Annotated in this window: 21 protein-coding genes and 4 tRNA genes; 5 read left to right on the top strand and 20 right to left on the bottom strand. The window is 53.4% G+C overall.

Going from position 1 to position 25,928, the window contains the following annotated elements:
* Nucleotides 1-243 precede the first annotated feature (243 nt).
* On the top strand, nt 244-558 hold the full coding sequence (locus tag CHH28_RS14055; RefSeq protein WP_094060902.1) for an SCP2 sterol-binding domain-containing protein: 315 nt from the start codon (nt 244-246) through the stop codon (nt 556-558).
* A 194-nt stretch (nt 559-752) separates the two neighbouring features.
* On the opposite strand, the gene CHH28_RS14050 is transcribed toward CHH28_RS14055, so the two are convergent.
* From CHH28_RS14050 to CHH28_RS14005, 10 genes are all read right to left on the bottom strand, one after another.
* The gene (locus CHH28_RS14050; protein ID WP_199243910.1) at nt 753-2,591 is read right to left on the bottom strand and encodes a SurA N-terminal domain-containing protein; all 1,839 of its coding nucleotides are present in this window, start codon (nt 2,589-2,591) and stop codon (nt 753-755) included.
* A 72-nt stretch (nt 2,592-2,663) separates the two neighbouring features.
* Nucleotides 2,664-2,740 (bottom strand) — tRNA-Asp (locus tag CHH28_RS14045).
* A gap of 13 nt (nt 2,741-2,753) precedes the next feature.
* Complete coding sequence (locus CHH28_RS14040) at nt 2,754-3,026, bottom strand: HU family DNA-binding protein (RefSeq protein ID WP_094060900.1); 273 nt, start codon at nt 3,024-3,026, stop codon at nt 2,754-2,756.
* A 110-nt stretch (nt 3,027-3,136) separates the two neighbouring features.
* Nucleotides 3,137-5,530 carry an endopeptidase La gene (lon, locus tag CHH28_RS14035; RefSeq protein WP_420093150.1) on the bottom strand — a complete coding sequence of 798 codons (2,394 nt, stop codon included), beginning with the start codon at nt 5,528-5,530 and terminating at the stop codon, nt 3,137-3,139.
* A 115-nt stretch (nt 5,531-5,645) separates the two neighbouring features.
* Complete coding sequence (gene clpX, locus CHH28_RS14030; protein ID WP_094060898.1) at nt 5,646-6,932, bottom strand: ATP-dependent Clp protease ATP-binding subunit ClpX; 1,287 nt, start codon at nt 6,930-6,932, stop codon at nt 5,646-5,648.
* Between the two features lie 76 nt (nt 6,933-7,008).
* The gene (gene clpP / locus CHH28_RS14025; protein ID WP_094060897.1) at nt 7,009-7,635 is read right to left on the bottom strand and encodes an ATP-dependent Clp endopeptidase proteolytic subunit ClpP; all 627 of its coding nucleotides are present in this window, start codon (nt 7,633-7,635) and stop codon (nt 7,009-7,011) included.
* Between the two features lie 118 nt (nt 7,636-7,753).
* The gene (gene tig, locus CHH28_RS14020) at nt 7,754-9,067 is read right to left on the bottom strand and encodes a trigger factor (protein WP_094060896.1); all 1,314 of its coding nucleotides are present in this window, start codon (nt 9,065-9,067) and stop codon (nt 7,754-7,756) included.
* A gap of 342 nt (nt 9,068-9,409) precedes the next feature.
* A tRNA-His gene (locus CHH28_RS14015) sits at nt 9,410-9,485 on the bottom strand.
* Nucleotides 9,486-9,507: 22 nt separating this feature from the next.
* Nucleotides 9,508-9,584 (bottom strand) — tRNA-Arg (locus CHH28_RS14010).
* Nucleotides 9,585-9,608: 24 nt separating this feature from the next.
* Nucleotides 9,609-9,685: transfer RNA gene (locus CHH28_RS14005), tRNA-Pro, on the bottom strand.
* Between the two features lie 204 nt (nt 9,686-9,889).
* Between CHH28_RS14005 and folD the strand changes: the two genes are divergently transcribed.
* Nucleotides 9,890-10,741: a bifunctional methylenetetrahydrofolate dehydrogenase/methenyltetrahydrofolate cyclohydrolase FolD gene (gene folD, locus CHH28_RS14000; protein WP_094060895.1), complete on the top strand. Its 852-nt coding sequence runs from the start codon at nt 9,890-9,892 to the stop codon at nt 10,739-10,741.
* 16 nt (nt 10,742-10,757) lie between these two features.
* Here folD and CHH28_RS13995 read toward each other — a convergent pair whose 3' ends face one another.
* From CHH28_RS13995 to CHH28_RS13975, 5 genes are all read right to left on the bottom strand, one after another.
* On the bottom strand, nt 10,758-11,396 hold the full coding sequence (locus CHH28_RS13995) for a hypothetical protein (RefSeq protein WP_094060894.1): 639 nt from the start codon (nt 11,394-11,396) through the stop codon (nt 10,758-10,760).
* A 2-nt stretch (nt 11,397-11,398) separates the two neighbouring features.
* A complete protein-coding gene (locus tag CHH28_RS13990; protein ID WP_157729921.1) occupies nt 11,399-12,970 on the bottom strand; it encodes a hypothetical protein in 1,572 nt (523 codons plus the stop codon).
* Nucleotides 12,971-13,193: 223 nt separating this feature from the next.
* On the bottom strand, nt 13,194-13,898 hold the full coding sequence (gene dnaQ / locus CHH28_RS13985; protein ID WP_094060892.1) for a DNA polymerase III subunit epsilon: 705 nt from the start codon (nt 13,896-13,898) through the stop codon (nt 13,194-13,196).
* Nucleotides 13,895-14,338 carry a ribonuclease HI gene (gene rnhA, locus CHH28_RS13980; protein WP_094060891.1) on the bottom strand — a complete coding sequence of 148 codons (444 nt, stop codon included), beginning with the start codon at nt 14,336-14,338 and terminating at the stop codon, nt 13,895-13,897. Before rnhA ends, dnaQ begins: the two co-directional genes overlap by 4 nt.
* 18 nt (nt 14,339-14,356) lie before the next feature.
* Complete coding sequence (locus CHH28_RS13975) at nt 14,357-15,109, bottom strand: class I SAM-dependent methyltransferase (protein ID WP_094060890.1); 753 nt, start codon at nt 15,107-15,109, stop codon at nt 14,357-14,359.
* A 79-nt stretch (nt 15,110-15,188) separates the two neighbouring features.
* On the opposite strand from CHH28_RS13975, the gene CHH28_RS13970 reads away from it, so the two are divergent.
* The 3 genes from CHH28_RS13970 to CHH28_RS13960 all read left to right on the top strand — a co-directional run bounded on the left by CHH28_RS13970 (nt 15,189) and on the right by CHH28_RS13960 (nt 18,990).
* Entirely contained in the window at nt 15,189-16,733 is a 1,545-nt protein-coding gene (locus CHH28_RS13970; protein ID WP_094060889.1) for a lytic transglycosylase, read from the top strand.
* Nucleotides 16,734-16,803: 70 nt separating this feature from the next.
* Nucleotides 16,804-18,189: an ABC transporter substrate-binding protein gene (locus tag CHH28_RS13965; protein WP_094060888.1), complete on the top strand. Its 1,386-nt coding sequence runs from the start codon at nt 16,804-16,806 to the stop codon at nt 18,187-18,189.
* A gap of 6 nt (nt 18,190-18,195) precedes the next feature.
* The gene (locus CHH28_RS13960) at nt 18,196-18,990 is read left to right on the top strand and encodes an enoyl-ACP reductase FabI (protein WP_094060887.1); all 795 of its coding nucleotides are present in this window, start codon (nt 18,196-18,198) and stop codon (nt 18,988-18,990) included.
* A gap of 60 nt (nt 18,991-19,050) precedes the next feature.
* On the opposite strand, the gene CHH28_RS13955 is transcribed toward CHH28_RS13960, so the two are convergent.
* The 5 genes from CHH28_RS13955 to hrpA all read right to left on the bottom strand — a co-directional run bounded on the left by CHH28_RS13955 (nt 19,051) and on the right by hrpA (nt 25,883).
* Complete coding sequence (locus CHH28_RS13955) at nt 19,051-19,818, bottom strand: VacJ family lipoprotein (RefSeq protein WP_199243909.1); 768 nt, start codon at nt 19,816-19,818, stop codon at nt 19,051-19,053.
* Between the two features lie 61 nt (nt 19,819-19,879).
* A complete protein-coding gene (locus CHH28_RS13950; protein ID WP_094060885.1) occupies nt 19,880-20,638 on the bottom strand; it encodes a DNA-binding domain-containing protein in 759 nt (252 codons plus the stop codon).
* On the bottom strand, nt 20,635-21,477 hold the full coding sequence (locus CHH28_RS13945) for a DUF692 domain-containing protein (protein ID WP_094060884.1): 843 nt from the start codon (nt 21,475-21,477) through the stop codon (nt 20,635-20,637). The genes CHH28_RS13950 and CHH28_RS13945 overlap by 4 nt, the downstream gene beginning before the upstream one ends.
* Before the next feature lie 6 nt (nt 21,478-21,483).
* A complete protein-coding gene (locus CHH28_RS13940) occupies nt 21,484-21,792 on the bottom strand; it encodes a hypothetical protein (RefSeq protein WP_094060883.1) in 309 nt (102 codons plus the stop codon).
* Nucleotides 21,793-21,977: 185 nt separating this feature from the next.
* Entirely contained in the window at nt 21,978-25,883 is a 3,906-nt protein-coding gene (gene hrpA, locus CHH28_RS13935) for an ATP-dependent RNA helicase HrpA (RefSeq protein WP_094060882.1), read from the bottom strand.
* Nucleotides 25,884-25,928: the final 45 nt, after the last annotated feature.

The following is a 25,928-nucleotide window of genomic DNA, read 5'->3' as shown; positions in this document are numbered from 1 at the left end:
CACCTGTCGCGAACAATGTCGGTCGATTCCCACGGGTTAAAAGGGCTTTATTGGCACGCAGCGGTGATTGTGGCCGGCATTCAAACAATCGTATGAATTTTCATTGACACGCATCAGGCGTCCACCTAGAGTGGTGCCGTCTGGCTGCAGACGCGTGCGGGATGCTGACCCAGTGATTTCCGACGTCAGCTGTACTCCTGCCAGCCGAAACCTTTGTCTTACAGTATTATAAGGATACTCATCATGGCATCTGTTGCAGAAATCATTGAAACCATGAACAGCAAGTTCAACGCCGACGCTGCTGCGGGCCTGGACCTGATTTTCCAGTTCAACATCGAAGACGGTGAAACTTACCACCTGATCGTTAAAGATGGCGCGTGCACCGTTGAGCAAGGCGAAAACGACGACGCTAACGTTACTCTGATCATGAACACCGAAACCTTCGAAGGCATTGCGACTGGTGAAACAGATGGCATGCAAGCCTTCATGTCTGGTCAACTGCGTGTTGAAGGCGACATGATGCTGGCCACCAAACTGGGCGAACTGTTCCCAGCGTAATTGGCTTGCCAGGCCTTCCATTGAGAATGCCTAAGCAATAAAAAAGGGGCTCACGCCCCTTTTTTATTGCTTCTGTTTCAACACCGTTAGCTCCACGTTCATCCCTCGCTAATCACAAGCAATGTGTTATCAGCTCACGATACTGAAGAGAGCAAGGCAGCAGGCTCAGGATAAACCCAAGCCCGCGATTAACATTAGCTGCCTACGCGTTCAATTTGCGTAGTATTACGCGCATACCCTTGATAGCTCACCATGTCCTGGCGCGAGCGGCGCATACGCAGCTCTTCTACCGCCGCGTCTTCTGCGGCTTGCTCCTGCCAAGCAACGGTTTGAATATCATCAACCACCAACGCACTGTGACCGCCCGGGGTCGCAATCGCATCCGCCGTACCATTGGCTAGGGCAAACGCTCGCTGCTGCACAGCACGCGGCGCTTCACTGCTTTGCGAGGCCACGCCGGTGACGGCTTGCCAGTCAGTGACAGACTCTGGGTTGTCGGCCGCAGCCTGCGCTAACGTTTGTGCCTGCTCAGCAGCACGCTCACGCTTTAAGCTGGCAACAACACGCTCACGCACGTCTTCCAGCGGCATGGTTTGCTGTGGAGCATGTTCACGAATGGCCAACACCACTGCACCCTGCTCCGTTTCAATCACTTCTGACAGCTCACGATCAAGCAACACATTGTCGGCAAACGCCGCTTGGCGCACGGAACCGTCTAGGGCGATTCCACTGCCTTGGTTGCGATCAAACGAGGCTGTGGTTTGAATTTCCATTGCCAACGCGTCGCTGATATCACTGAGGCTACGCGCGGAGAATGCCAAGTTCGACAACTCTTGCAGCTGCTCGGCATACACCAACTGTGCTTTGCCTTGGCGAATTTCTTGCTCTAACTCAGCACGCACTTGCTCCAGCGACTGAGACTCTTGGCGATGGATACCGTCGAAACGAATAACGTGATAACCAAATTCGGTTTCGACAGCGCCGCTGATATCGCCCGGCTGGGCCATGGCGTACAACACTTGCTCAAATGGCTCCACAAAGGCACCACGAGCAGCAATGCCGAGTGATCCACCGTCACGCTTCGAGCCCAGGTCATCAGAAAACTCTTGCGCCAATTGCGCAAACGACTCACCCGCCTTGGCACGCTCAGACAAGCTATTAGCCAACTGACGGGCTTGCTCGTCGGTACGTTCGTCGTTGGTTTCAATCAAGATATGGCTGACCTCGCGTTGCTCGTTGTCAGCCAACTGCTGCTGATAATCTTCATAAGCAGCGGTGATGTCATCATCAGAAACGTCTTGTTGTGCGGCAATGTCAGCCAGGCTGAGCATCACATAATCAACACTCACCGTTTCTGCGGTTTGATATTGGCTGGTATTGGCCTGGTAATACTGTTGCACATCTTCATCACTAACCTCTATGGCATCTTCCAGGTCAGCAATTTTATATTCAACAAAACGATAGCTGCGCTCTTCTTGCGACAGCGCTGCCGCCATTTGTGCATTAAACGGCGTTTCAATACTGGTGAGCACCATGCCAGCACGAGCTTGATTAATTTTCAAATCGTCGGCCAAGTCGTCACGGTAGCTCATCGGCGTCCAACCATTCAAACGCAAAATGCTCACAAATTGATCAGAATTAAACTGACCATCGACCTGAAATGCCGGCGTATTGACGATAATTTGATCAAGCTGAGCGGTTGAAATAGCCAGTCCCATTTGCTCGGCAGATTGCAGCGCCAGACGTTGTTCGATCAATTGCTCAATGGCACTGTTTCTGAAAAAGCCATCATTAAATAAGCTGTCGTCAAACTGCTCACCAAACTGACGGCGCATGTTGGATTTTTGCTGCTCCACTTGGCGTGAAATTTCTAATGTCGAAATTTCGTAGTCACCCACAGTCACTGGTGCTTGCTCGCCACCGCCTAGGCTGACGATGCTTTCCACGCCAAATAAGGCGAACACCACAATAATAAAACCAACAATGATCTTGGCGATCAGGCCCTGAGCATTGTCGCGCATGGTTTGTAACATGATTCCTCCGTTAACTGTGCAGCCATCTGGGCAAACACAAAAAAAGCGCATCGAGGGATGCGCTTTTAATTCTGGCGGACCGGACGGGACTCGAACCCGCGACCCCCGGCGTGACAGGCCGGTATTCTAACCAACTGAACTACCGGTCCTAAATCAGTTGGCTTAGTTGACCGCGTCTTTCAGCGCTTTGCCCGCCTTAAAGCTTGGCACTTTGGCCGCTTTAATTTCGATTGGTGCGCCGGTTTGTGGGTTACGGCCAGTGCGCGCAGCGCGATCTTTCACTTGGAAAGTACCGAAGCCAACCAATGCAACTTGGTCGCCTTCTTTCAATGCGCCACCAATGGTGTCGATCATTGCATCCAATGCACGCCCTGCGGCAGCTTTCGGAATATCCGCTGACGCTGCAATGGCGTCGATCAGTTCTGACTTATTCACACTTATCCCCTTACTCTGTGCGCAAAAAAGAATTCTCGTTGTGCGATTGGGTGATCGCTACAGGAAATATCGTTTAGAGCGATGATTTATACCAAGCACCCCTGACAGCGTCAATGGGTGCTCGGGCGGCTTTTATCATCTTTCTGTGCCGCGCTTTCATCTTTGTTGATTAATTCACCAGTCGCGACTTCCGGCAGACTCTCTAACGCCAACTCCAAGACTTCATCGATCCAGTCAACGGCAACAATATTAAGCTCTGACTGAATATTTTCTGGGATGTCGCGCAAGTCTTTTTCATTTTCTTTTGGAATCACCACGGTTTTTATGCCGCCGCGATGAGCAGCCAGCAGCTTTTCTTTCAAACCGCCAATCGCCAACACCTTACCACGCAAGGTAATCTCACCGGTCATGGCCACATCAGCGCGCACCGGAATACCAGAGATGACAGACACCAAGGCGGTCGCCATGCCAATGCCCGCACTTGGGCCGTCTTTTGGCGTTGCCCCTTCAGGGACGTGAATGTGCAAATCGTGCTTTTCAAAATATTCGTTGTCGACGCCCATGCCGATGGCACGGCTACGAACAACCGTCAGCGCCGCCTGAATAGATTCCTGCATCACATCGCCGAGCGAACCCGTCTTCAAACTACGCCCCTTACCGGGCGTGGCAGCGGCTTCCAAAGTCAGCAGCTCACCGCCAACCGACGTCCAAGCCAGACCGGTCACCTGACCAATTTGATTCTCTTGCCCAGCCAAGCCATAACGGAATTTGGTGACACCCAGGTACTCCTGCAACAACTCACCATCGATGACGCGCGTCGCAGCCTCTTTCGCTAAGGCATTGGCTTTCACCACACGGCGGCACAGCTTGGCGATTTCGCGCTCCAAACCGCGCACACCCGCTTCACGCGTGTAATAGCGGATGACATCGCGCAGCTGCTCTTCGCTCAGCTCGATCTCTTGCTCTTTCAAACCGTTGAGTTTGATTTGCTTAGGCAACAAGTAGCGCTGGGCGATGCTGACTTTTTCATCCTCGGTATACCCCGGAATGCGGATGACTTCCATCCGATCCAGCAGCGGTCCAGGAATGTCCATACTGTTGGACGTACACACAAACATCACATCGGACAGGTCAAAGTCTACTTCTAAGTAGTGGTCAGCAAACTGACTGTTTTGCTCTGGGTCCAACACTTCCAGCAATGCTGACGCTGGGTCGCCACGGTGATCCATGCCCATTTTGTCGATTTCATCGAGCAAAAATAGCGGATTTTTCACGCCGACCTTGGACATTTTTTGTACCAACTTACCCGGCATCGAGCCGATGTAAGTACGGCGATGACCTCGAATTTCGGCCTCATCACGCACACCGCCCAAGGCCATACGCACAAATTTACGATTGGTGGCGCGAGCAATGGATTGCCCTAACGAGGTCTTACCTACCCCCGGCGGCCCCACCAAACACAAAATGGCGCCACGCACTTTCTTCACCCGGCTTTGTACAGCCAAGTACTCCAGAATGCGCTCTTTGACCTCCTCCAAACCAAAGTGGTCGGCGTCCAGAATTTCTTTGGCTTTGTCCAAACTGTGATTGACCCGCGAGCGCTTTTTCCACGGCAGATTGACCAGCCAATCTAAGTAACCTCGCACCACGGACGCTTCGGCCGACATAGGTGACATCATGCGCAGTTTTTTCAGCTCAGCCTCAGCTTTGTCTTTGGCGTCTTTTGTCATGCCCGAGGATTCGATTTTGTCGACAATTTCGTCAAACTCGCTAGCGCCGTCTTCCAAATCACCCAGCTCTTTTTGAATGGCCTTCATCTGCTCATTCAAGTAGTACTCTCGCTGGCTTTTTTCCATCTGTTTCTTCACGCGGCCACGAATGCGCTTTTCGACTTTCAGCAGATCAATTTCCGACTCCATCAATTCCAGCAAGTGCTCAACGCGCTCACGCACCTCGAGCATTTCCAGCACTTCTTGCTTCTCTTCCAGCTTCAGCGAAATGTGGGCGGCAACGGTGTCCGCCAAACGACTGGCTTCTTCAATGCCGGAGATGGTCGACAAGACCTCACCCGGCACTTTCTTTGACAGTTGCACATACTGCTCAAAGTGGCCGGTCAGTGTGCGCACCAGTACTTCGTTTTCACGCTCGGCGCCGTCTTCATCGTCGATAACCGACAGACTGGCGCGCATCATCTCTTCATCGTTGGAGACGCTTTCCAAGCTGGCGCGCACCTCACCTTCCACCAGCACCTTAACGGTGCCATCAGGCAACTTGAGCAGCTGCAAAATGGTGGCAACGGTTCCCATGCTGTACATGCCGTCCAACTCAGGCTCATCATCGGAAGCGTCCTTCTGCGCCACCAACATAATGCGCTTATCGGTTTCCATCGCCTCTTCCAAAGCATTGATGGACTTCTCTCGTCCAACAAACAGAGGGATAACCATCGATGGAAAGACCACCACGTCTCTCAGCGGCAGCAGGGGTAATACTTCACGTGTCATCAAACATACCTGAATCTAGTGTATGAAAGGATATTGGGGACGAGCAGACACAAATACAAGCGCCAAATGCAACAAAAGGAGCTTGCGCTCCTTTTGTCAGTCGTCGGTGACGGGTCTATCAGGTATCGTCTGGGGAGACTTTACCGACATCGGCGGACTCGTAAATCACTAACGGCTCAGCGTCTTCAGTGATGACGTTTTCCTCGATGACCACCTTGGCAACGTGCTCTTCAGACGGGATGCGGTACATAATATCCAGCAGCGCACCCTCCATAATGGAGCGCAACCCACGCGCACCGGTTTTACGCTCCATGGCGCAATTGGCAATGGCCTCAAGCGCACTGTCGCGGAATTCCAGCTCAACAGATTCCATCTCAAACAACTTCTGATACTGACGCACCAGAGAGTTGCGCGGCTCAGTGAGAATCCTCACCAGTGCCTCAGTGTCGAGTTCGTCTAGGGTAGCCACCACCGGCAAACGACCGATGAACTCAGGAATCAAGCCGTATTTGACTAAGTCACCTGGCTCTACATCACGCAGCACAGCACCAACGGCTTTTTCGTCTTCTTTGCCTTTGACCGTGGCCGAGAAACCGATACTGCTCTTTTCCGAGCGATCACGGATGATCTGATCCAGTCCAGCAAATGCGCCGCCACAGATAAACAGGATATTACCCGTATCTACCTGCAAAAATTCCTGCTGCGGATGCTTACGACCACCTTGCGGCGGCACAGAAGCAACCGTGCCTTCGATCAGTTTCAGTAATGCCTGCTGCACACCTTCACCAGACACATCACGAGTGATCGATGGGTTGTCAGACTTACGTGAAATCTTGTCGATTTCATCGATGTACACAATGCCTCTCTGGGCCTTGTCGACATCGTAATCACACTTCTGCAGCAGCTTCTGAATGATGTTTTCAACATCTTCACCGACATAGCCGGCTTCGGTCAGCGTGGTTGCATCGGCGATGGTGAATGGCACATTCAACAGGCGCGCCAGGGTTTCGGCCAGCAACGTCTTACCGCTACCGGTTGGACCGATGAGCAAAATGTTACTTTTGGACAGCTCAACATCGGTTTTTCCGCCACCAAACTGCAATCGCTTGTAGTGGTTATAAACGGCAACTGCGAGCACCATTTTGGCCTTATCTTGACCAATCACGTACTCGTCCAATGTGGCTTTGATTTCTTGCGGCGTCGGCAGCGCATCGCTGCTGACTTTGTTCTCGGCTTCTTGCACCTCTTCACGAATGATATCGTTGCAAAGGTCGACACATTCGTCACAGATGAACACCGATGGACCGGCGATCAGCTTACGTACTTCGTGCTGGCTCTTGCCACAGAACGAACAGTAGAGCAGCTTACCGCCATCATCACCTTTGCCTTTTGTATCGTCGGTCATTCGACTGCCTCATTACGCTTTGAGCCTGAAGGCATCAGGCTCTGTCTTATTTCAATCTGTACCCGGTCACGATAGCTTAAGAACGCTTATCGAGCACCTGGTCAACCAGACCATATTCCATTGCAGCCTGAGCATCCATGAAGTTATCACGCTCAGTATCTTGAGCAATGGTTTCATACGACTGTCCGGTATGATCGGCCAGAATTCTGTTCAGACGTTCTTTGGTATCTTGAATATTCTTAGCGTGAATCAGAATATCAGTAGCTTGCCCTTGAGCACCGCCCGATGGCTGATGAATCATGACACGCGAGTTCGGCACGCTGAAGCGTTTGCCTTTGGCACCCGCCGCCAGCAAAAAGGCCCCCATGCTGCACGCTTGGCCTATCACCATGGTGCTTACATCTGGCTTAATAAACTGCATGGTGTCATAAATCGACATACCTGCCGTGACAGAACCGCCTGGAGAGTTGATATATAAATGGATGTCTTTGTCAGGATTTTCTGACTCAAGAAACAGCAGCTGCGCCACCACCAGATTGGCCATGTGGTCTTCGACCGGCCCAACCAAAAAAATAACGCGCTCTTTCAGCAGGCGGGAATAAATGTCATAGGAGCGCTCTCCCCTGGCCGACTGCTCGACCACCATAGGAACCAGACCGCTGGCCTGAACGATATCGGCGTTTTGCTTGATGGAGTCAATCATTCGACTCTTTACTCCCTCGACAATGTGAGAATCGGCTATAAAAACAGCCGCTTCCATAACGGAGCGGCTGTTAACAGTTTAGCCATTTGAGGGCTGATTGTCAGTCGTTACAACGAGATTACGCTGGCTGATTTGCTGCGCGAATCACTTCTTCGTAACTAGACTCGACATCACTCACTTGAGCGGCGGCCAATACTTTCTCAACAACTTGCTCTTCCAGTGCCAGCGCCTCAACTTGAGACTTCTGCTCTGGATTGTTGTTGTAGTACTCGCGCACTTGATCAGGCTCTTGATACGTTGCAGCCACTTCCTCGATCAGCTGCTCAACTTTTTCAGCCGATGGTTCCATGCTCTCTTGCTCGATCGCAGCGTTCATCAGCAAGCCAATGCGCACACGCTTGTCTGCCTGCTCTTTGAACAACTCGGCTGGCAGTTGCTTTGGATCAAACTGCTGGGCGCCACCAAACTGCTGCACCGCTTGCTGGCGCAGGCGATCAATTTCTTGATCCACCAACGCTGAAGGCACATCGATCTCGTTTTGTTCAACCAGACCTTTAATCACTTGCTGCTTGTTCAAAGTACGGATGGCTTTATCCAGCTCACGCACCATGTTCTTGCGGATTTCGCTGCGGAACTCAGCTTCGTCTGCCGTTTCAACGCCAAACGCATTGAAGAATGCCTCATCCAGCTCAGGCAACGACGCCGCCTTCACTTCGTTCACTTTAACCTTGAACTCAGCCGCTTTGCCTTGCAGGTCTTCTTTCTGGTAATCCTCAGGGAAGGTGACATTCAAAGTCGTTTCGTCACCGCCTTTAACACCTACCAAACCGTCTTCAAAGCCAGGGATCATGCTGTTTGAGCCCAGCGTCAGGTTGTAACCTTCAGCCTTGCCACCTTCAAACGCTTCGCCGTCGATGAAGCCCTCGAAGTCAATATTGACCTGATCACCGTCTTTGGCGGCTTCTTCAGTCGCGGTCCACTCTGCTTTTTGTTTGCGCAGCGTGTCGACCATGGTTTCCAGATCTTCATCCTTCACTTCAGCCGACTTGCGCTCAACGCTCAGCGCCGAGAAGTCCGCCAAGGCAACCTCAGGGTACACTTCATAGGTCGCTTTAAATTCCAAGTCCTTGCCATCTTCGTCCTGAGTTGGCTCAAAGCGTGGCATGCCCGCCAGCTTTACGTCATTCTCTTGCACAGCCTGGAAAAAAGACTGCTGCATTTGCTGATAAACAGCTTCAAGACGAGCTTGTTTGCCGAACATACGCTTGGCAACTGCAGGCGGCAGAGGCTTATTTTTGCGGAAACCGTTTACACGCTGACCTTTAGCGATGCGCTTCAGCTCAGACGTTACTTTTTCTTCCAGCTCCACGGCAGGAACACCAATGGTCATACAACGCTCAAGACCAGAGGTCGTCTCAATAGACACTTGCATACAAGCCTCTCTGTACATTAATTCTTTGTCGACTTCGCACACACGCAGAAGCCACCACACTATAAAGGCGGCGGATTATAGCCTGCTGTCAGCACAATTGCTAACAGCCACTGCAGCGCGACATCGAGAGAACTACAACGACACCAATAAAAAGGAATGGATCGACAAAGCCGCAAAGATGAAACAACTACAGCAGATTTGACAGAGGGAGCCAACCAAGAGAGCCCTGAAGAACAACAAAGAAAACGGACTTATAAAGGGAGTATTCTCAGCGAGCACAAAAGGCTCTTGCTTGATAATATCGATTTTTAATTTGATCACCCAGAAAAGGGCTAGAAAGAATGGGGTGGCTGACGGGGATCGAACCCGCGACCACAGGAATCACAATCCTGGGCTCTACCAACTGAGCTACAGCCACCATATTTTTTACCGCCAGCGCTTGGCGCGCCCGGCAGGGCTCGAACCTGCAACCCTCGGCTTAGAAGGCCGATGCTCTATCCGGTTGAGCTACGGGCGCATGGCCATTTAGCAATGTGCTAAATGGTCGGGGTAGAGAGATTCGAACTCCCGACATCCTGGTCCCAAACCAGGCGCGCTACCAGACTGCGCTATACCCCGACATTCACTGGATGAGTTGCCCCGTCCAAGTGGCTGCGCATGTTATAGATGACTCCCACGCCCGTCAACGACTTTTTGAAAAAATTCTTTAAAAACAATCGCTTCACACAAAAGGCCCGCATTTCCCCTGAACTAACGACTTTGTTTTGCACCACTCACATGAGAAAATTCAGGCCTTCACAGATTACAGGTAATTGCACCCTCATGAGCGCCCAGCTAATTGACGGCAAAGCCCGCGCAGCCGCCATCCGCGAACACATCAAACAACAAGTCACAGAGCGCCTGGCGCAAGGCAAACGCGCGCCCGGGCTGGCTGTCATACTGGTCGGCAGCGACCCCGCCTCGCAAGTCTACGTCAGCCACAAGCGCAAAGACTGCGAGCAAGTGGGTTTTGTCAGTCGCGCCTACGACCTGCCCAGCGACACCTCACAGGCCGAGCTTCTAGCATTAATAGACACATTGAATCAGGACAACGAGATCGACGGCATTTTGGTTCAGCTGCCCCTGCCTGCTGGACTGAACGCCGATGAAATCCTCGAGCGAATCAGCCCAAGTAAAGATGTGGATGGCTTCCACCCGTTCAACATTGGCCGATTGGCACAGCGCATGCCGCTTCTGCGCCCCTGCACCCCCGCCGGCATCGTGGATTTGCTCGACACTACCGGCGAGCCGGTTCGCGGCCAACACGCTGTCATCGTTGGCGCATCGAATATCGTTGGCCGCCCAATGAGCTTGGAACTGCTATTGAAAGGCTGCACCGTCACTACTTGTCACCGCTTCACCCACAACCTGGAATATTTTGTCAGCCAAGCTGATATTGTTGTCGTGGCGGTGGGCAAGCCCGGCTTGGTCAAAGGCGAGTGGATCAAACCAGGCGCTGTGGTGGTGGATGTTGGCATCAACCGCCAGGAAGACGGCACATTAATCGGCGATGTGGAATTTGAAGTTGCCGCTCAGCGCGCCAGCCACATCACCCCGGTACCAGGAGGTGTGGGCCCAATGACACGCGCCAAACTATTGGAAAATACGCTGGAGTCTTGCAACAACCGGGACTAACCCGCCCCGCGGTCATTCACCACTGACTGACCGCGGCCTCTGCAACATCATTGACAGGCTTGACCGTCAGGCCACGACCACCCGCTTCAACGGCATAAACCGCACCGTTAACCAACGGCATGTACACCGCACTGCCGAACTCCGGCTGCAGCCACAACGGCAAGTGCCGCAATGATTGCCACACATCGACCCAGTAAGATTCTTCCAGCGTATAAACAGAACGCTCGGCATTGCGCTCCTGCTCCAGCGTCAGGTAACGACCACTCAAGCGCTCAAGCCGATACAACGGCGTATCAGCCATCGCAGCGATCGGGCCACGCCAATGCAATAAGCGCACATCTAGCTGCCACTGATCTCCGTGAATCTCAAAGCGCTGTTCTGTACCCTGCTGATCCACCAGTGTCAGGTCGTACAACTGTTCTTCGACTTTAAACACCGACACAGTGGCGATGGCATGCTGGCGCTGCAGCTGTTGATAGCTCCAAAGATCGAGAGCAGCCAAGAGTAACCAAACACAGAGTGCCAGCGATATCATGCCAGCCGTGCCTTTTAGCCATTGGCGGAACCAGCCATCTCCGCGCCAAAAGCCGGCCACCATGACCAGACCGACCAAAATCAGCACCACCAAAGTGGCGGTTAAGGCTTGCAACAGCATAATTACGCCCGAAGCTGATCGATGCTGTCTGATGCCAATGACAGGGCGTCATCGGCTGAGGCTGATTGACCAGACAGAGAATCCAGGAAGTATTCAATACCGGTGACGGCATCAGCGAACGCTTCCATTTGCGATTCACTCGGCTCCAGCGCTCCTGAAACGACCCGAGCGATAAACTCTTCCAGCTGCTGCAGCATGTTGCATACCCGCTCATTCTCTAAGAACAAGAGAGCACCTGACACATCACGCAAACTCTTGCCGACGTTTTTGATGTGCAGCTTGTCGCCACTGGAGTCCAAGAAAGAACCCACCGCGCGCTTGATCAAGGTCAGTGCCGTCATTGACTCTGACACCACCGCGATGCGTGCTTCGTTCAAGCTAACCGGATCGACCAGCGTCTCACCCGACAAATTTTCTTGCGTCAGGCCGCGAATATCTTGCTCGATACTCATGACCTCATCGGCCAAGTACGGCAATTCGCTTTCCAGGCCCGAAGCACCCAACTGCTTCAGGCGCTCACACAGTTGCTGCGTGCGGTAAGAGGCATCCGTGAGATTGCTCACCAATAAGGTATCGCCAATGCGGTCCATGGCCTCTATTAGCTCAGACAGCGCCTCTTCCGATACATCCGTGCGCTCAATCAGGTCAATTTGGTCCTTCACCGATTGCAGCTCTTCTTGCAGCGCTTGCGACAGCGATTCCAGCGCCGACAAGTCCGGGCCATGCAAACCGGAACGCGACTCGGCCAAGCCTTTTTCTTTAATGCCCGAGCTGATACGGAAGGTACGCTGCACGGCATCGACCACCGGTTCGCCACCATCAGCCAATGAGACGATATACAGCAGTTCTTTTAACAGCCAATCAGGCATTTTTTCATTAAAAGCGCGGCCTTCGGTGTCCTGAATGCGACGAACTTGGCGATCCAGCAGCCCCATCAAACGCAGACGCGTACCGGTCATTTCAAAGGCGTCCTCGGACAGCGCCTCCAACGCGGCAGTGGCGACATGCCAAAATGGCCAGGAAGCCTGACTACGACTGGCTTTTTCGAAACGCCGCACAGCCCGCAGCATGACCTGCAGCGGACCACGGCGACCGTCGTTGCGAATGAGTCCGATCAAACCAAGCTGATACAGCTGACGTGCTCGGCGTACAGAGAAATTACGCGCCTCTGGCTCCGCACTGGGCGATGTCAGTTGCGGGCGCAGGTTCACCAAAAAGAAATAGGCTTCCGGCAAGGGCTTTTCGCTTCGCTCGGCACGCACCTCGTTAATGGTTGGCAACAGAAGACTCGGCGCCACCGGCTTGCCACTGATAACAAACTCGATGTAGCGCTTCAGGAAGATAACCGCTTGAGTGAACACCGACAGCGTTTGCTCGGATAGCATGCGGCCCTTATGCGCCCGACCGGTCTCTGCCAGCTCTTCGCACAGGCGCTCACCGGCGCGAAAATCCAGCATTTTAAAGGTCCCGCGGACCTGCTGAATCTCCTCCAGGAAGGCTTTTAACTGCTCACCATCTCCAGACTCAGAATAGGTATCCAGTTGCATCGCCGCTTGATCGAGCGCACTGGCCACCTCGGACCGCACTAGGTTCAAAGAGGCAGCGAATTGGGATACGTCACTTCCTGTTGTTATTTCAGCCATTCTACTATTCAACTTTTTGTTACTGTCGGCATCAGCCCGACCATAAATCGAAAGTGCAGCAGGGTTTATTACACTGCACAAGCAAAAACTACACGACTGTCAGACATTTGCCACGCTTTGTTCAGACAAACTGCCATCTTGGCGTGACTAAAGGTCACAGATTTCGCCACAGGGCGCCATCGCTGGCCTTATCAATGAGTTCCAACATGCCATCGTGCGCTTTTATTTCAGCCGCACTGGCGCGTACTACCGGCAGCTCAACGTTGGCCACATCGACATTAAACAAGATATCATCCAACTGCCCTTCAGAGCCGCCCTCTGACTCAACGCTTAATGCCAAGTCGGTCTGACCACCGGTCATCATCAAATAGACATCAGCCAGAATCTCGGCATCAAGCAAAGCGCCGTGTAACTCACGATGACTGTTGTCGATGTCATAGCGTTTACACAAGGCGTCCAAGCTGTTGCGCGCGCCGGGGAACATGTCACGCGCCAGCACCAAAGTATCGAGAACGGAGCAAAAATCGCGCGTTGGCGTTAAGTTTAGCCGGTTAAACTCGGCGTCCATCATGCCCACGTCGAAGGGCGCGTTGTGAATCACCAGCTCTGCGCCAGCAATAAACTGGCGAAACTGATCGGCCACTTGAGCAAATACCGGCGCACCTTGTTCAATCAGCCATTCGTTGGTGATTCCGTGCACCTCGGCAGCCTCAACATCAATGTCACGCTGAGGATTGATGTATTGATGGAAATGACGACCGGTAAGGCGGCGCTCAATGACTTCAACACAACCAATCTCAATAATCCGGTGGCCTTCACCAATACCGGTGGTCTCTGTATCCAGAACCACTTGTCTCATGATGTCACCTCTTGTGCGCCACGATTTGCCAGCATATCCGCTCGTTCATTATCAGCATGTCCAGCATGCCCTTTGACCCAACGCCAATCGATCTGATGGCGCTGCACCGCCGCATCCAACTGCTGCCACAAGTCTTGATTCTTCACCGCTTGGCCAGAGGCGGTCTTCCAGCCTTTCTTTTTCCAGCCAGCCAGCCATTGCTGAATGCCTTGTTTCACGTACTGTGAATCGGTGGTTAGCACCACGTTACACGGGCGCTGTAATGCCTCAAGGCCGCGCAAAGCTGCAGTCAGCTCCATGCGGTTATTGGTTGTCATGGCCTCACCGCCCCACAACTCTTTTTCATGCTGACCGTACCGCAATAGGCACCCCCAACCTCCTGGGCCCGGGTTGCCCTTACAAGCACCGTCTGTATACAACTCGACTGTTGGACTATTCATTCACTCTCTCACCACCCATTAACCCAAAGGCTGACGCCCTGCAGGCGCCGGGATGGTAAAGGTATTATCCGTCACTCGCCAGCGCGGTGCGCGGATACGCGTCACACCTGCGATAGTTTTTCGTGCCACTAACAAATACGCATTACCCGGCAAACCACGATGCCCCATCAATACACGATCGACGCGTCGACTGAGAGACTCAGAAAACAACTTCAACGGCCACAAATGCGCCAAATGCTGGACACTCTCGATACGAAAATCGAGCAACGTTAGCCAATCGGTAAGACGACCGGCGGCCACCGGATTACTCAACCAAGGCAATTCAGATGAAAAGGTGCGCAGCCAACGCTGAGCGCCCCACAAACTCCAAGGGTTAAAACCAACAACAATCATGTAGCCGCTACTCACTAGGCAGCGCGATGCCTCTCGCACCACCTGGTGCGGGCGGCGGCTCAGATCGAGCGCATGCTGCAACACCACCAAATCCAGCGACTGATCCATAAACGGCCAAGCCTCGGGCTGCATTTGCACAGCACCGCGGCAGGCGTCGGCTTGCCAGGGCAGGTCGACTGTAAAACGATGCGACATGGGGCTATGACGCAAAAACCGAGGCTCTGCATCGACGCCCGCATAGAGCAGATGTTCGCCATCCAGCTGCCCCAACCAATCACCAAGCCAACCCGCTTCCATCGCCAACAGGCGCTGCGCAGAAGGACGCTGCAACCAGCTCTGGTAGTGGCGAAAGCCAATTCGATTGCCATACTGAGCCATAGATTTCCTTGACGTTCGCGCGGTTGCTTGGGCGCCGACTGCACTTTAGACTGCCATTTTTCAACGACATTGTAACGATATGAGATTCATCAAACTATGGTTGCTGGCCGGTGTCATCGGTGGTTGTGCCCAGCACCCGCAGCAAAACTCTCCTGTTGCGCCAAGCGTGGCCGAATCACCGCTCAACATCACCGAGCAGCAAGCAACGGACGCCACACCTCAACAACATAATGATGTATGGGATCGCATTCTCGCTTCCTACCGCTTGAACATAGATCAAGACCAGAAGCGCATTACCTCACAACTCAACTGGTATAAGTCGCATCAAGCCTATTTGGACCGCGTGGCCGACCGCAGCCGACGCTATTTGTATTTTATTGCCGAGCAAATTGAAGCTCGCAACATGCCTGGCGAACTGGCGCTGCTGCCCATCGTCGAAAGCGCTTTTGACCCATTTGCATACTCTCATGGTCGCGCCGCCGGTGTGTGGCAGTTTATCCCGTCGACCGGGCGTGATTTTGACTTGCACCAGGACTGGTGGCACGACGGTCGCCGCGACATACGCGCATCCACCGAAGCGGCGCTGAGTTACCTCGATGCCCTGCAGCGCCAATTTGATGGCGATTGGTTGTTGGGTCTGGCGGCCTACAACTCAGGCGCAGGCACCGTACGCAAAGCGATTCGAAAGAACCGCCGCTTGGGCAAACCAACAGATTTCTGGTCATTGCAGCTGCCGCGCGAAACCCGCGCCTATGTCCCAAAATTAATCGCATTGGCACGTCTGCTGCGCGATGCAGAAAAGTACAACATTCAGTTCAAACCTGTGGCTAATCAGCCCTACTTTGCCGTGGTCAATACCGGCGGGCAGATCGACCTGTCGCAGGTCGCACAATTGGCTGACACTGAGCTGGAGGAGATTTACAAACTCAACCCGGTTTACAACCGCTGGGCCACACGACCACAGGGGCCACATGAGATACTGGTGCCCTACGAGAAAAAAGACACGTTTAACAAAAACCTCGCCCAACTGCCCGAGTCAGCCAGACTCAAATGGCAGCGCTATGTTGTCCGCAGCGGCGACTCGCTGATTTCGATCGCTAAGCGTTTTCACACCACCCCAGATGCCTTGCGCCAGTCAAACCAGCTGCGCGGCAACATGATTCGCAAAGGCCAAGCACTGCTCATCCCGTCAGCCATGCAAGCCGAAGGCTCATACGCCTACAGCGCGCCGCAGCGACTGGAGCGGCTTAAACAGCAACGCAAACCCAGCAACAGCAATCACAGCCTGCGCTATCGCGTCCAAAGCGGGGATAGCTTCTGGAGCATTGCCCGCGCCCACGACGTCAGTGTTCGCCAGTTAACGCGTTGGAATGGCTTAGCGCCTGGCGACCCCTTAAAGCCTGGCCAAACCCTTACCATTTGGACCAAAAAACAGACTCCTGCCCAGCGAGAGGTGATTCGCACCGTGCATTACAAAGTGCGCTCTGGCGACTCATTAGCGCGCATTGCCAGCAAATTTAATGTGCGCTTGGCCGATGTAAAACGCTGGAATCGCCAGCTCGCCAGCAATAAATATCTGCAACCAGGACAACGCTTGACCTTGTACGTCGATGTGACACGCTAGCACTCTTTCTTTAAAGGAATGAATCTGTGTCAGCAGCAGGGATTGTGTCATCAAACCCTAGGTGGCTACCATGAGCGCCATGCGCCACCTAGTCTTATTTTTGTGCTTGTCATGGGCACTAGCAGCCTCCTCATCGGAGAATCCTCTTACCGTCCGCTACCTCTACGCCAAACCTGAGGTCACTTGGTGGCCCCTTGCCTCTTCTAAGGCAACTGCCAACAGTCAAGACATCAGCGGCTCGCTACGCCTGGCCATGGCACGCTTCCCACGCGCCGTGCAACAACTGGGAGAAGTACCACCCGATCATAACTGGCTTGAGCAGCTGCAAATGCCGCTGATGATTCACGACAATCAGCATTGGCGTCCGGGTATTGCATCGCGATGGGGCACCAGCCCAGAAGGACAGCTCATCATAGAAATCGACAGCGCCGCCCGCTGGTCCGACGGTGTCAGCATCACTGTCGACGATGTCGTGTTTACCTTGCAACAACAGCAGCGCATGGCACCGATTGCAGGCCTGCAATCGGTAGATGTGTTATCGCCCAAGCTTGCTGCACTCACCTTTGCGCCGGAAACACAAGAGCGCACCACCATTGCTCAGCTGCGCTTATTGCCAAAGCACTATTACGATGCCTACCTGTCATCCCCAGATTCTTTGCGCTGGCAAGCGGAGCCTACCAGCGGTCCCTATTACATTGATGCCGTGCAGCCCGGGCGCTCAATCACCTTACGCCGCACACCGGGCTGGTGGGCGCAGCAGCGGGCGTTTTTCAAAGGGCGTTTTAACATTGCCAGCGTGCGTCTACAGCGCATCGATCCATCTGAGCAGTGGGCAGCACTGATACGCGGCGAAATCGACTGGCTGGAATTTAAAGCCGACCCAAGCGATACGCTACAACAGCGCGCTCGCTACTTTCAAATGCAGCTGTGGCAAGTTCCAACGGCTCCGGCGCCCTATGTTGTTTTAACCACCCATCAAGACAACAGCAGTTTACGCCGACACCTCGACGCCTACTTTGCTGGCGAGCCTTTGGCCGGTATCGAATTCCACCCCAGCGTGCAGCTGCTTCATCCCAGCGGGCAACTGCGAGACAGCGCACTGCAGCTGCAGTCCTATCTGCAACAGCAAGGGTTTCAAGTGAACATTCGTAGCGCCAACCTTATCGACACCCGCACGCGCGCGGATATTGTATTAACCCACGTACAGAACCCACAGGCTTTGTCTGCGCCGCACTGGCCGCTGACAACATCGCCCAGCACAGTACTGGCGTGGGAATGGATTCAAGTGGCAGCCAATGCGCCATCCACCGACTTATGGGACATCCATCGTGGTGGCCATCTGTTTATCGACGCGCGTCGTCGCAACACCATTTTGTCTCGACCCGAGCGCCGCACGCCGCAAGCCGTGCACGTTCAATCTTTTATTTATTCAAACCAAACACAGCACACAAGGTAGTTACTCATGGGCATGTTATCCGGCAAAAAAGCTTTGATTGTTGGCTTAGCCAGCAAGCACTCGATTGCACACGGTATCGCTGAAGCGTTCCATCGCGAAGGCGCAGAACTGGCGTTCACCTACCAAGGCGAAAAACTGCAGCCGCGGGTGGAAAAAATGGCCGGCGAATGGGGATCAGAGCTGTGCTTCCCGTGTGATGTCAGCTCCGATGAACAAATCGATGCGGTATTTGAAAATCTGGCCAAACATTGGGACAAAGTTGACATCATCATTCACTCAGTGGGCTTTGCTCCAGGACACGAACTGGACGGCGATTATTTGCAGGCCACCACGCGCGAAGGTTTTCGCATTGCTCACGACATCAGTGCCTACAGTTTCGTTGCATTAGCCAAAGCCGCGCGTCCGATGTTGGCTGACAACGCTGCCTTGCTGACGCTGAGCTATCACGGCTCACAACAAACCTTGCCCAACTACAATGTTATGGGCTTGGCGAAGGCCTCGCTGGAAGCGTCGGTTCGTTACCTGGCCGGTAGCCTGGGCTCGTCCGGCATTCGTGTGAACTCTATTTCAGCCGGGCCGATTAAAACGCTGGCCGCCTCCGGCATTAAAAGCTTTCGCAAAATGCTTAAACATAACGCCGATCGCGCGCCACTTGGGCGCAACATCACCACCCTAGAGGTCGGTAATACGGCGGCGTTTTTGTGCTCTGACCTGGCATCAGGCATTTCTGCGCAAAACATTTACGTCGACGGCGGCTTTAATAGCTGTGCTATGTCGATGCAGGAAATGCAAGACGACTAAACGCAAAAAAGCCGCGAGTTTCGCGGCTTTTTTATCCTGCTGCAAACATGGATATAAAACTTATTGTTCGAACGCCTCTCGATCGATATCGTCTTCCAAAGAGTCATCCCACTCATCATCGACCCAGACATCATCATCCCAACTGTCTTCTTCCCAGTTGTCTGATGACTCACCGTCATTGACGAGAAATTCCCGGCGCTGCAGATAAAAACTGCGTACAAAAGTATAACGATCGCCAGTGATCAGCCCTTCCGACGCCAACAACCCAGCCCTGACGTCAATATTTCTCACCCCATAAGCTGCGAGTTTTTTAGCATTGGTGTCCGGGATGGATAAATAATCCACACCCGACACAGTACCGATGACATCACCAGCGCCGTCACGCAGCGTGCTGGGTCCGAGTATCGGCAACATAATATAAGGACCAGTGCCGACGCCCCAGTAGCCTAATGTCTGACCAAAATCTTCATCGTGCTTTGGCAAACCAATGTGCGTGGCAACATCAAACACACCAAAAAATCCGACGGTACTGTTCACCAGAAAACGCGCCGTATCCGAGGCCGCTTGGCCAAACTTTAGCTGCCCCAAGTCGTTAATGATGACGATCACATCTTCTAAATTAGAAAAAAAGTGCGTCACCGAATCATCGACGTCTTTTGGTGTAACCGCCTGATACCCAACCGCTAGCGGCCTGGCGACGTATTCATCCATCACTTCATTAAAGGCGAACACCCGACGGTTAAAATCTTCCCAAGGGTCCGGGTCATAGCCATTCTCTGCCAATGCCAACGACGGCCATAACAGAGCAAGCAGCCACCAAGGTTTCATCGTCTTTCTCGCATGCTGTTTTGCCGCCATTAGAGCAGTTCACCCGCGAATAAGAAAGGGCTTAGCTCGAACGCGCTGTCACGCTAGCGCCCAAAATCAAGCCCTGTTGCTGCCATTGCTGCAGTATCGCCAAGCCCCCTGCCAAAGCGCTATCCGACAACGCCTGGCCAGACGCCGCCAATACCTTTGCGACCGCCTCGCTACCGCTGCACGATTGCTCCTGCAGCTGTGCAAGCAATCCCAGCGTCAGGGGATTGGACTCAATAAAGCAAGTTTTGTCTTGGCGATCGCGAAAGACAATTAACGCCGTCAGGGTCGGCGTGGGATCAGGTTCATCAACACTGATGGTGTGCACCGGATACTGGTAAAGATAACCTTGCGCCGCAGCGGCCAGAATTGGCACCGACGTGGCCAAATCGGCATTGGCATCGACATCTTCAGTGATGGTTTGCGGCGCAATGTCCACCGCCAATTCCAGCCATTCGTAGTGCGCCAACTCACACAGCCAAGGAGGCAGCCACACATCATCTCGTTGACTTAAGTAATCCAGAAAATGCTGCGGAATGTCTAAGAATAAAGGCGAGGTACAGTGGTAATCACGCAAGAACTCACGCGCGAGTTGCAACCATTGCTCCCTACCGTGCAAATGCGACAGCACCCTTTCACAAACAGGAAAAGTGCCGTCCAGAAAACTCAGTACATTGTTAAAAAACAGGTCGCGATACACACCCAGTGCACGCTCTGATACACCTTCTGGAGCGGCAACGCCTGCATTGCGAATGCTGTCTGCTAACTGTTTTTGCAATGCCAGTGTTGTCATACCGCCTGCTCCGCCACCAGCGCCGCTTGCTGATGCTGGCGAATGAGATCCACCTCGGCCAACAATTCCTCCAGTGCGGGGAAATTAAAATCACGTTCAAGCAAGGTTGGGATCACGCCATGATGCTGATAAGTAAACTGCAACAATTGCCACACGTCGTCTTTCACTTCCATGCCATGGGTATCGACCAGCAAATCAGGAGCTTCATCAAAATGCCCGGCGATGTGACAATAACGAATACGCTCACTGGGCATGGCGGCGATGTAATCTCTGGCATCGCCGCCATGATTTCGGCAGTTCACATACACATTATTCACATCCAACAACAGATCGCAGTCCGCCGCTTTTACCACCTGACTGACGAACTCCACCTCCGACATTTCTTTGCCAGGCTCTGCATACGCCGAGACATTTTCAATGATTAACCGCTGGCCCAAAATATCCTGCACGCGCTGAATTCTTTCTGCAACGTACTGGACGGCCTGCTCGGTAAAAGGAATCGGCATTAGGTCGTACATATGACCATCGTTGCTGCAATAACTGAGGTGTTCGCTGTAGGCCTTAATATTGTGTTGGCGCAAAAAGCGCCCCACTTCCCGCACAAAATCTTCGTCTAGTGGGTCGGGACTTCCCAGTGACAGGGACAAGCCGTGGCAAAGAAAATCATAGCGCTCAGTGAATGCACGAAACGCTTTGCCCAAGCGTCCACCAATGCGCATCCAATTCTCTGGTGCCACTTCCATGAAATCAATGCGACCGTCATCGACGCTCGTCAGTGCTTCCATCAAACCACGGCGCAAGCCTAAGCCGGCCCCCTGCACTGGAAAAGTCATCGTCATTCTCCGTTAGCTGTTACCGCCACACTTGCCTTCACCGCACTTACCTTCGGAGTCGCTTTTGCCGCCGCATTTGCCTTCGCTGTCGGCTTTGCCACCGCACTTACCTTCGCCACACTTGCCTTCACTGTCGGCTTTGCCGCCACACTTACCTTCACCGCATTTGCCTTCATGATCGCCAGCCAGCTGGTAACCACCGTCCAGCGTTTGTGACGCAAAAGGGTTGGCATCACTCGCCTGAGCCGGGGTAGTGGCTAGGGCCGCTAAGAAAGCGGCGCTCAGAACGGCTGCTGCGGGTTTTTTACTGTTATTCGCCATGTGTCAGTACCTTGTATGTGCTTGTTATATGCCTAAAAAGGGCGGCGCACTGAGTGTTGCGACCGCCGTCTCATGGGGTATGTCGTCACATCGCCAACTTTCTTACAGCGACGTGATGATATTAGTGGCTAATTGGCCAGCGTGGTTCAAGAGTTTGGCGTAGAAATTGCGCCCAAGTTTGATACTCAGGCGTGCAATGACTTATCCAGCCCTTCCCATTTGGCTTTCAAGCGCTTGAGAGAGACCGGCTCTCGTGTGCCCAGAGGCTGAGCAAACAATGACACCCGCCACTCCTGCAGCAGCCAGCCAAACTCCGCCAGTTCACTCAATGGCGGTATGTCCTGACCAGCCACCAGCTCCAGATACGGCTGCTCCAAAGTGTCGAACTCCAACATGGCTTGGCGATCACGCGGCAGATTGCCCTGCAGCTTGTCTAAGCGGTATGCCATGGCTTTTAGGTAACGCGTAAAGCACTGCAGGTATTGCCAGGGGGTTTGCTCCATAAAGCCAGGCGCCAGCAATTGCTCCAGTCGAGCTTTAACATCGCTGTAAGCCATTGCCCGATCCAAACTGACCGCGCCGCTCATCGACTTTAAAATGCCATGACGCAAGGTCATCCACTGATCGAATTGCTCGATCATCAGCGCTCCTTGCACCAGCAGCTGATCACGGCGTTGCTGGCGTTCTACAAAATCGGCTTCAGCATAGGGCGCCGGCTGATCATGCGGGACGAACACTTGGCGAAACACCGCCGCCAGCAGCGACTCGGCCAGCGTTTGCTGCGTGCCCATACCTTTGGCTTGCAACCAACGTGACCCCACTGCTTTTTGCAAATCAGCGCGAATGACTTTCGCTTGTGCGGCGAACATACGCCGATACAACAGCACAACACCGGCGCGATGCTGTTGCTCTGCCAACGCCTGATCCGCCTCAACCGTTAGCGAGAGTTCTTTGTCGCCACATTTCAAACAAGGAAATGCGCGCACCGGCAGGCCGTTCAAATCGGTCTCGACCATGGCGGGTAAATCGCCAAAGTCCCAACGTTCGATACCAGCACGCTGAAAATCAGCGTGAGCCAGATTCTGCACTTGCGATTGACTGACGTCGCTAAACGCTTGCTGCAAAGCGGCCAAGTCACGCCCCTGCTCGAACAGCTCACCGTCTTCCATCACCTGGATATTCATCTGCAAGTGTGGCGGCAACTCTGCCGCGCTCAGCTCCTGGCGCTCAACGCGCATGCTGGCATTGCGATTTAGATAATCCAATAAGCAAGAGAGCAAATCGCCTTGGGCAAACACCTGTTGGCGCAAAAACACATCGGCGGTTTGCGGCACCGGCACAAACTGTTTGCGTTTGGCCTTGGGCAAGCCCTTGATCAGCTGCGCAACCTTATCGTGAATAAAGCCCGGCACCAGCCAGTCGATGCGCGCTGCAGGCACTTGCTGCAACATCGCCAACGGCACTTGCAATGAAATACCATCGTCCACCGCCCCAGGGGCAAAGCTGTATTTCAATGGAAACATCAGCCCATTCCACTCCAGTTCGGTGGGGAAATCGGCAACGCCAATCCCGGCTGCGTCTGGACTGAGCAGAAAATCACGCGTCAGCTTCAGGGCTTGCTGTTGTTGTGGGTGTTTTTTACACCAACTTTCCAGCTGGCGACGCGAGGCTATGTGCGTCGGCAAGTGCTGGTCGTAAAAAGCGGCCAGCACCGCATCATCGATCACCAAATCACGGCGGCGTGATTTTTCCTCGTATTCGGTCACTTCACGAATCAGCTCAATATTGTGCTGATAAAAATCGACCCGACTGCCGAGCTGCTGCTCCACCAGTGCTTGCTGAATAAACAGCGTACGCGCCTCTGGTGCGTGGGTTTTACTGTAATCCACCCGTTTTTTCGGGTTGACCACCAAGCCGTACAAACTGCTTTGCTCAAAGGCGACGACTTGTCCGCGCTTTTGGTGCCAATAGGGCTCAAAATACTGGTATTTCAATAGCGGACGGCCAATCTCTTCGATCCATTGCGGCTCCACCAACGCCACTTCTCGCGCATATAAGCGCGACGTTTCCATCAGCTCCGCCGCCATAATCCATTTAGGGCGTTTTTTATACAGGCCGGACGCCGGAAATATCATCAGTTTGCGATTGCGCGCCCCGAGGTATTCACTGCCCTCGGCTTTAAAACCAATTTGACTGAGCATGCCGGCCAACAAGGCTTTGTGCACAGACGCATAATCGGCCGGTTCGCCATTTTCGTTGAGCGACAGCTCTTTGCACAAAATGTGCAGTTGACGGTGCGTATCACGCCACTCACGTAAACGCATAAAGGACAAATAGTGTTTTTGACACCATTTGCGCAGCTGATTCTGACTCAAAGCCTGACGCTGCTCTTCATAGCCTTGCCATAAATTCACCAACGTCAAAAAGTCTGAGTCGTCGTGACGCCACAAGCGATGTTTTTCATCCGCCGCTTGTTTCTTTTCCGGCGGACGCTCGCGCGGATCCTGCACCGACAGCGCAGCGGCGATGATCAACACCTCCGACAAAGATTGCTGACGCTGTGCTTCAAGCAGCATGCGCGATACACGAGGGTCTAATGGCAAGCGCGCCATTTGACGGCCGATGTCCGTTAGCTGGTGCTGCTCATCAACGGCCTCAAGCTCCGACAACAAATTAAAGCCATCGCGCACAAAACGCTCGTCGGGTGCATCCACAAACGGGAACGACTGCAGCTTACCCAGTTTCAGATGCAGCATCTGCAGCACCACAGCGGCTAAGTTCGTGCGCCGAATCTCTGGGTCGGTAAACTCAGGGCGAGCCTCGAAGTCGGCTTGCTCATACAGGCGAATACACACACCCGGCGCGGTACGACCACAGCGCCCGGCGCGCTGATTAGCGCTGGCTTGAGAAATGGCTTCAATCTGCAGTCGTTGCACTTTACTGCGATAACTGTAGCGACTGATGCGGGCAACGCCGGAATCGATCACATAGCGAATACCAGGCACCGTCAAAGACGTTTCGGCAACATTGGTGGACAGCACCACACGTCGGCCGCCATGAGGACGAAATATTCGTTGCTGATCTGCGGCACTGAGTCGCGCATACAGCGGCAGAATGTCGGTGGCTGGCAAGGATTGGCGGCGTAAATACTCAGCGCATTCACGAATTTCTCGCTCACCGGGCAAAAATACCAGCACATCGCCCGGTTGACCGTTTTTCTTATCCTCGCCGCGCAGCTCCGCCAACGCCGCATCAATACCCTCAAACAGGCTTTGGTCTTCGGCTTCCTGATCTTCGCGCACCAGCGGTCGATAACGCATTTCTACCGGATAAGAACGACCCGAGACTTCCACCACCGGGGCATTGTCGAAGTGCTTGGAGAAACGCTCTACATCGATGGTGGCCGAGGTAATGATCACTTTAAGATCGGGGCGCTTGGGCAATAATTGCTTCAAATAGCCAATCAGAAAGTCAATATTCAGACTGCGTTCGTGTGCTTCGTCGATAATAATGGCGTCGTATTCGTTTAAAAAACGGTCATGTTGCGTTTGCGCCAACAAAATACCGTCCGTCATCAACTTGATGCGCGTATCGTCGCTGCTATTGTCGGTAAAACGAATCTGATAACCCACCAGATCGCCCAATGGCGTATTGATCTCTTCGGCAATACGGGCAGCGACGGAACGGGCGGCCAACCGCCTGGGTTGAGTATGAGCAATGCGCCCGGCCTGGCCCAATCCGGCCTCTAAACAGAGCTTCGGCAATTGCGTGGTTTTACCACTGCCGGTTTCGCCCGCAATCACCACCACTTGGTGCTCGCGAATCAACGCCAGAATGTCCTCGCGGCGCTCGCTGACGGGCAAGTTTTGTGGGTAACTCAGTGTGATTGGCTGGCTGCGACGCGCTCTGGCCGCCTGACTGGTTTCAATGCGTTTCAACAGGCGCTGCAGCGGCTGATCGATGGATTGTTGCTGATCAATGCGTTGTTGAATTTGGCGAACGCTGCGGCGGGCAGGAAATTGGTCTTTTAATAAACACTGATCAATGGCTTTGTGCAGTGCTTTGATATCGGGTTGAGTGGATGCCTGCAAGGCGGACTCCTGAACAAATAAAAACGCCCTCAGACAATCTGAGGG

This window comes from Bacterioplanes sanyensis (genome assembly GCF_002237535.1).
Taxonomy (GTDB): Bacteria; Pseudomonadota; Gammaproteobacteria; order Pseudomonadales; family Oceanobacteraceae; genus Bacterioplanes; species Bacterioplanes sanyensis_A.
The sequence above is the reverse complement of the archived record's forward strand: the minus strand, read 5'-3'. Positions and strand labels throughout refer to the sequence as shown.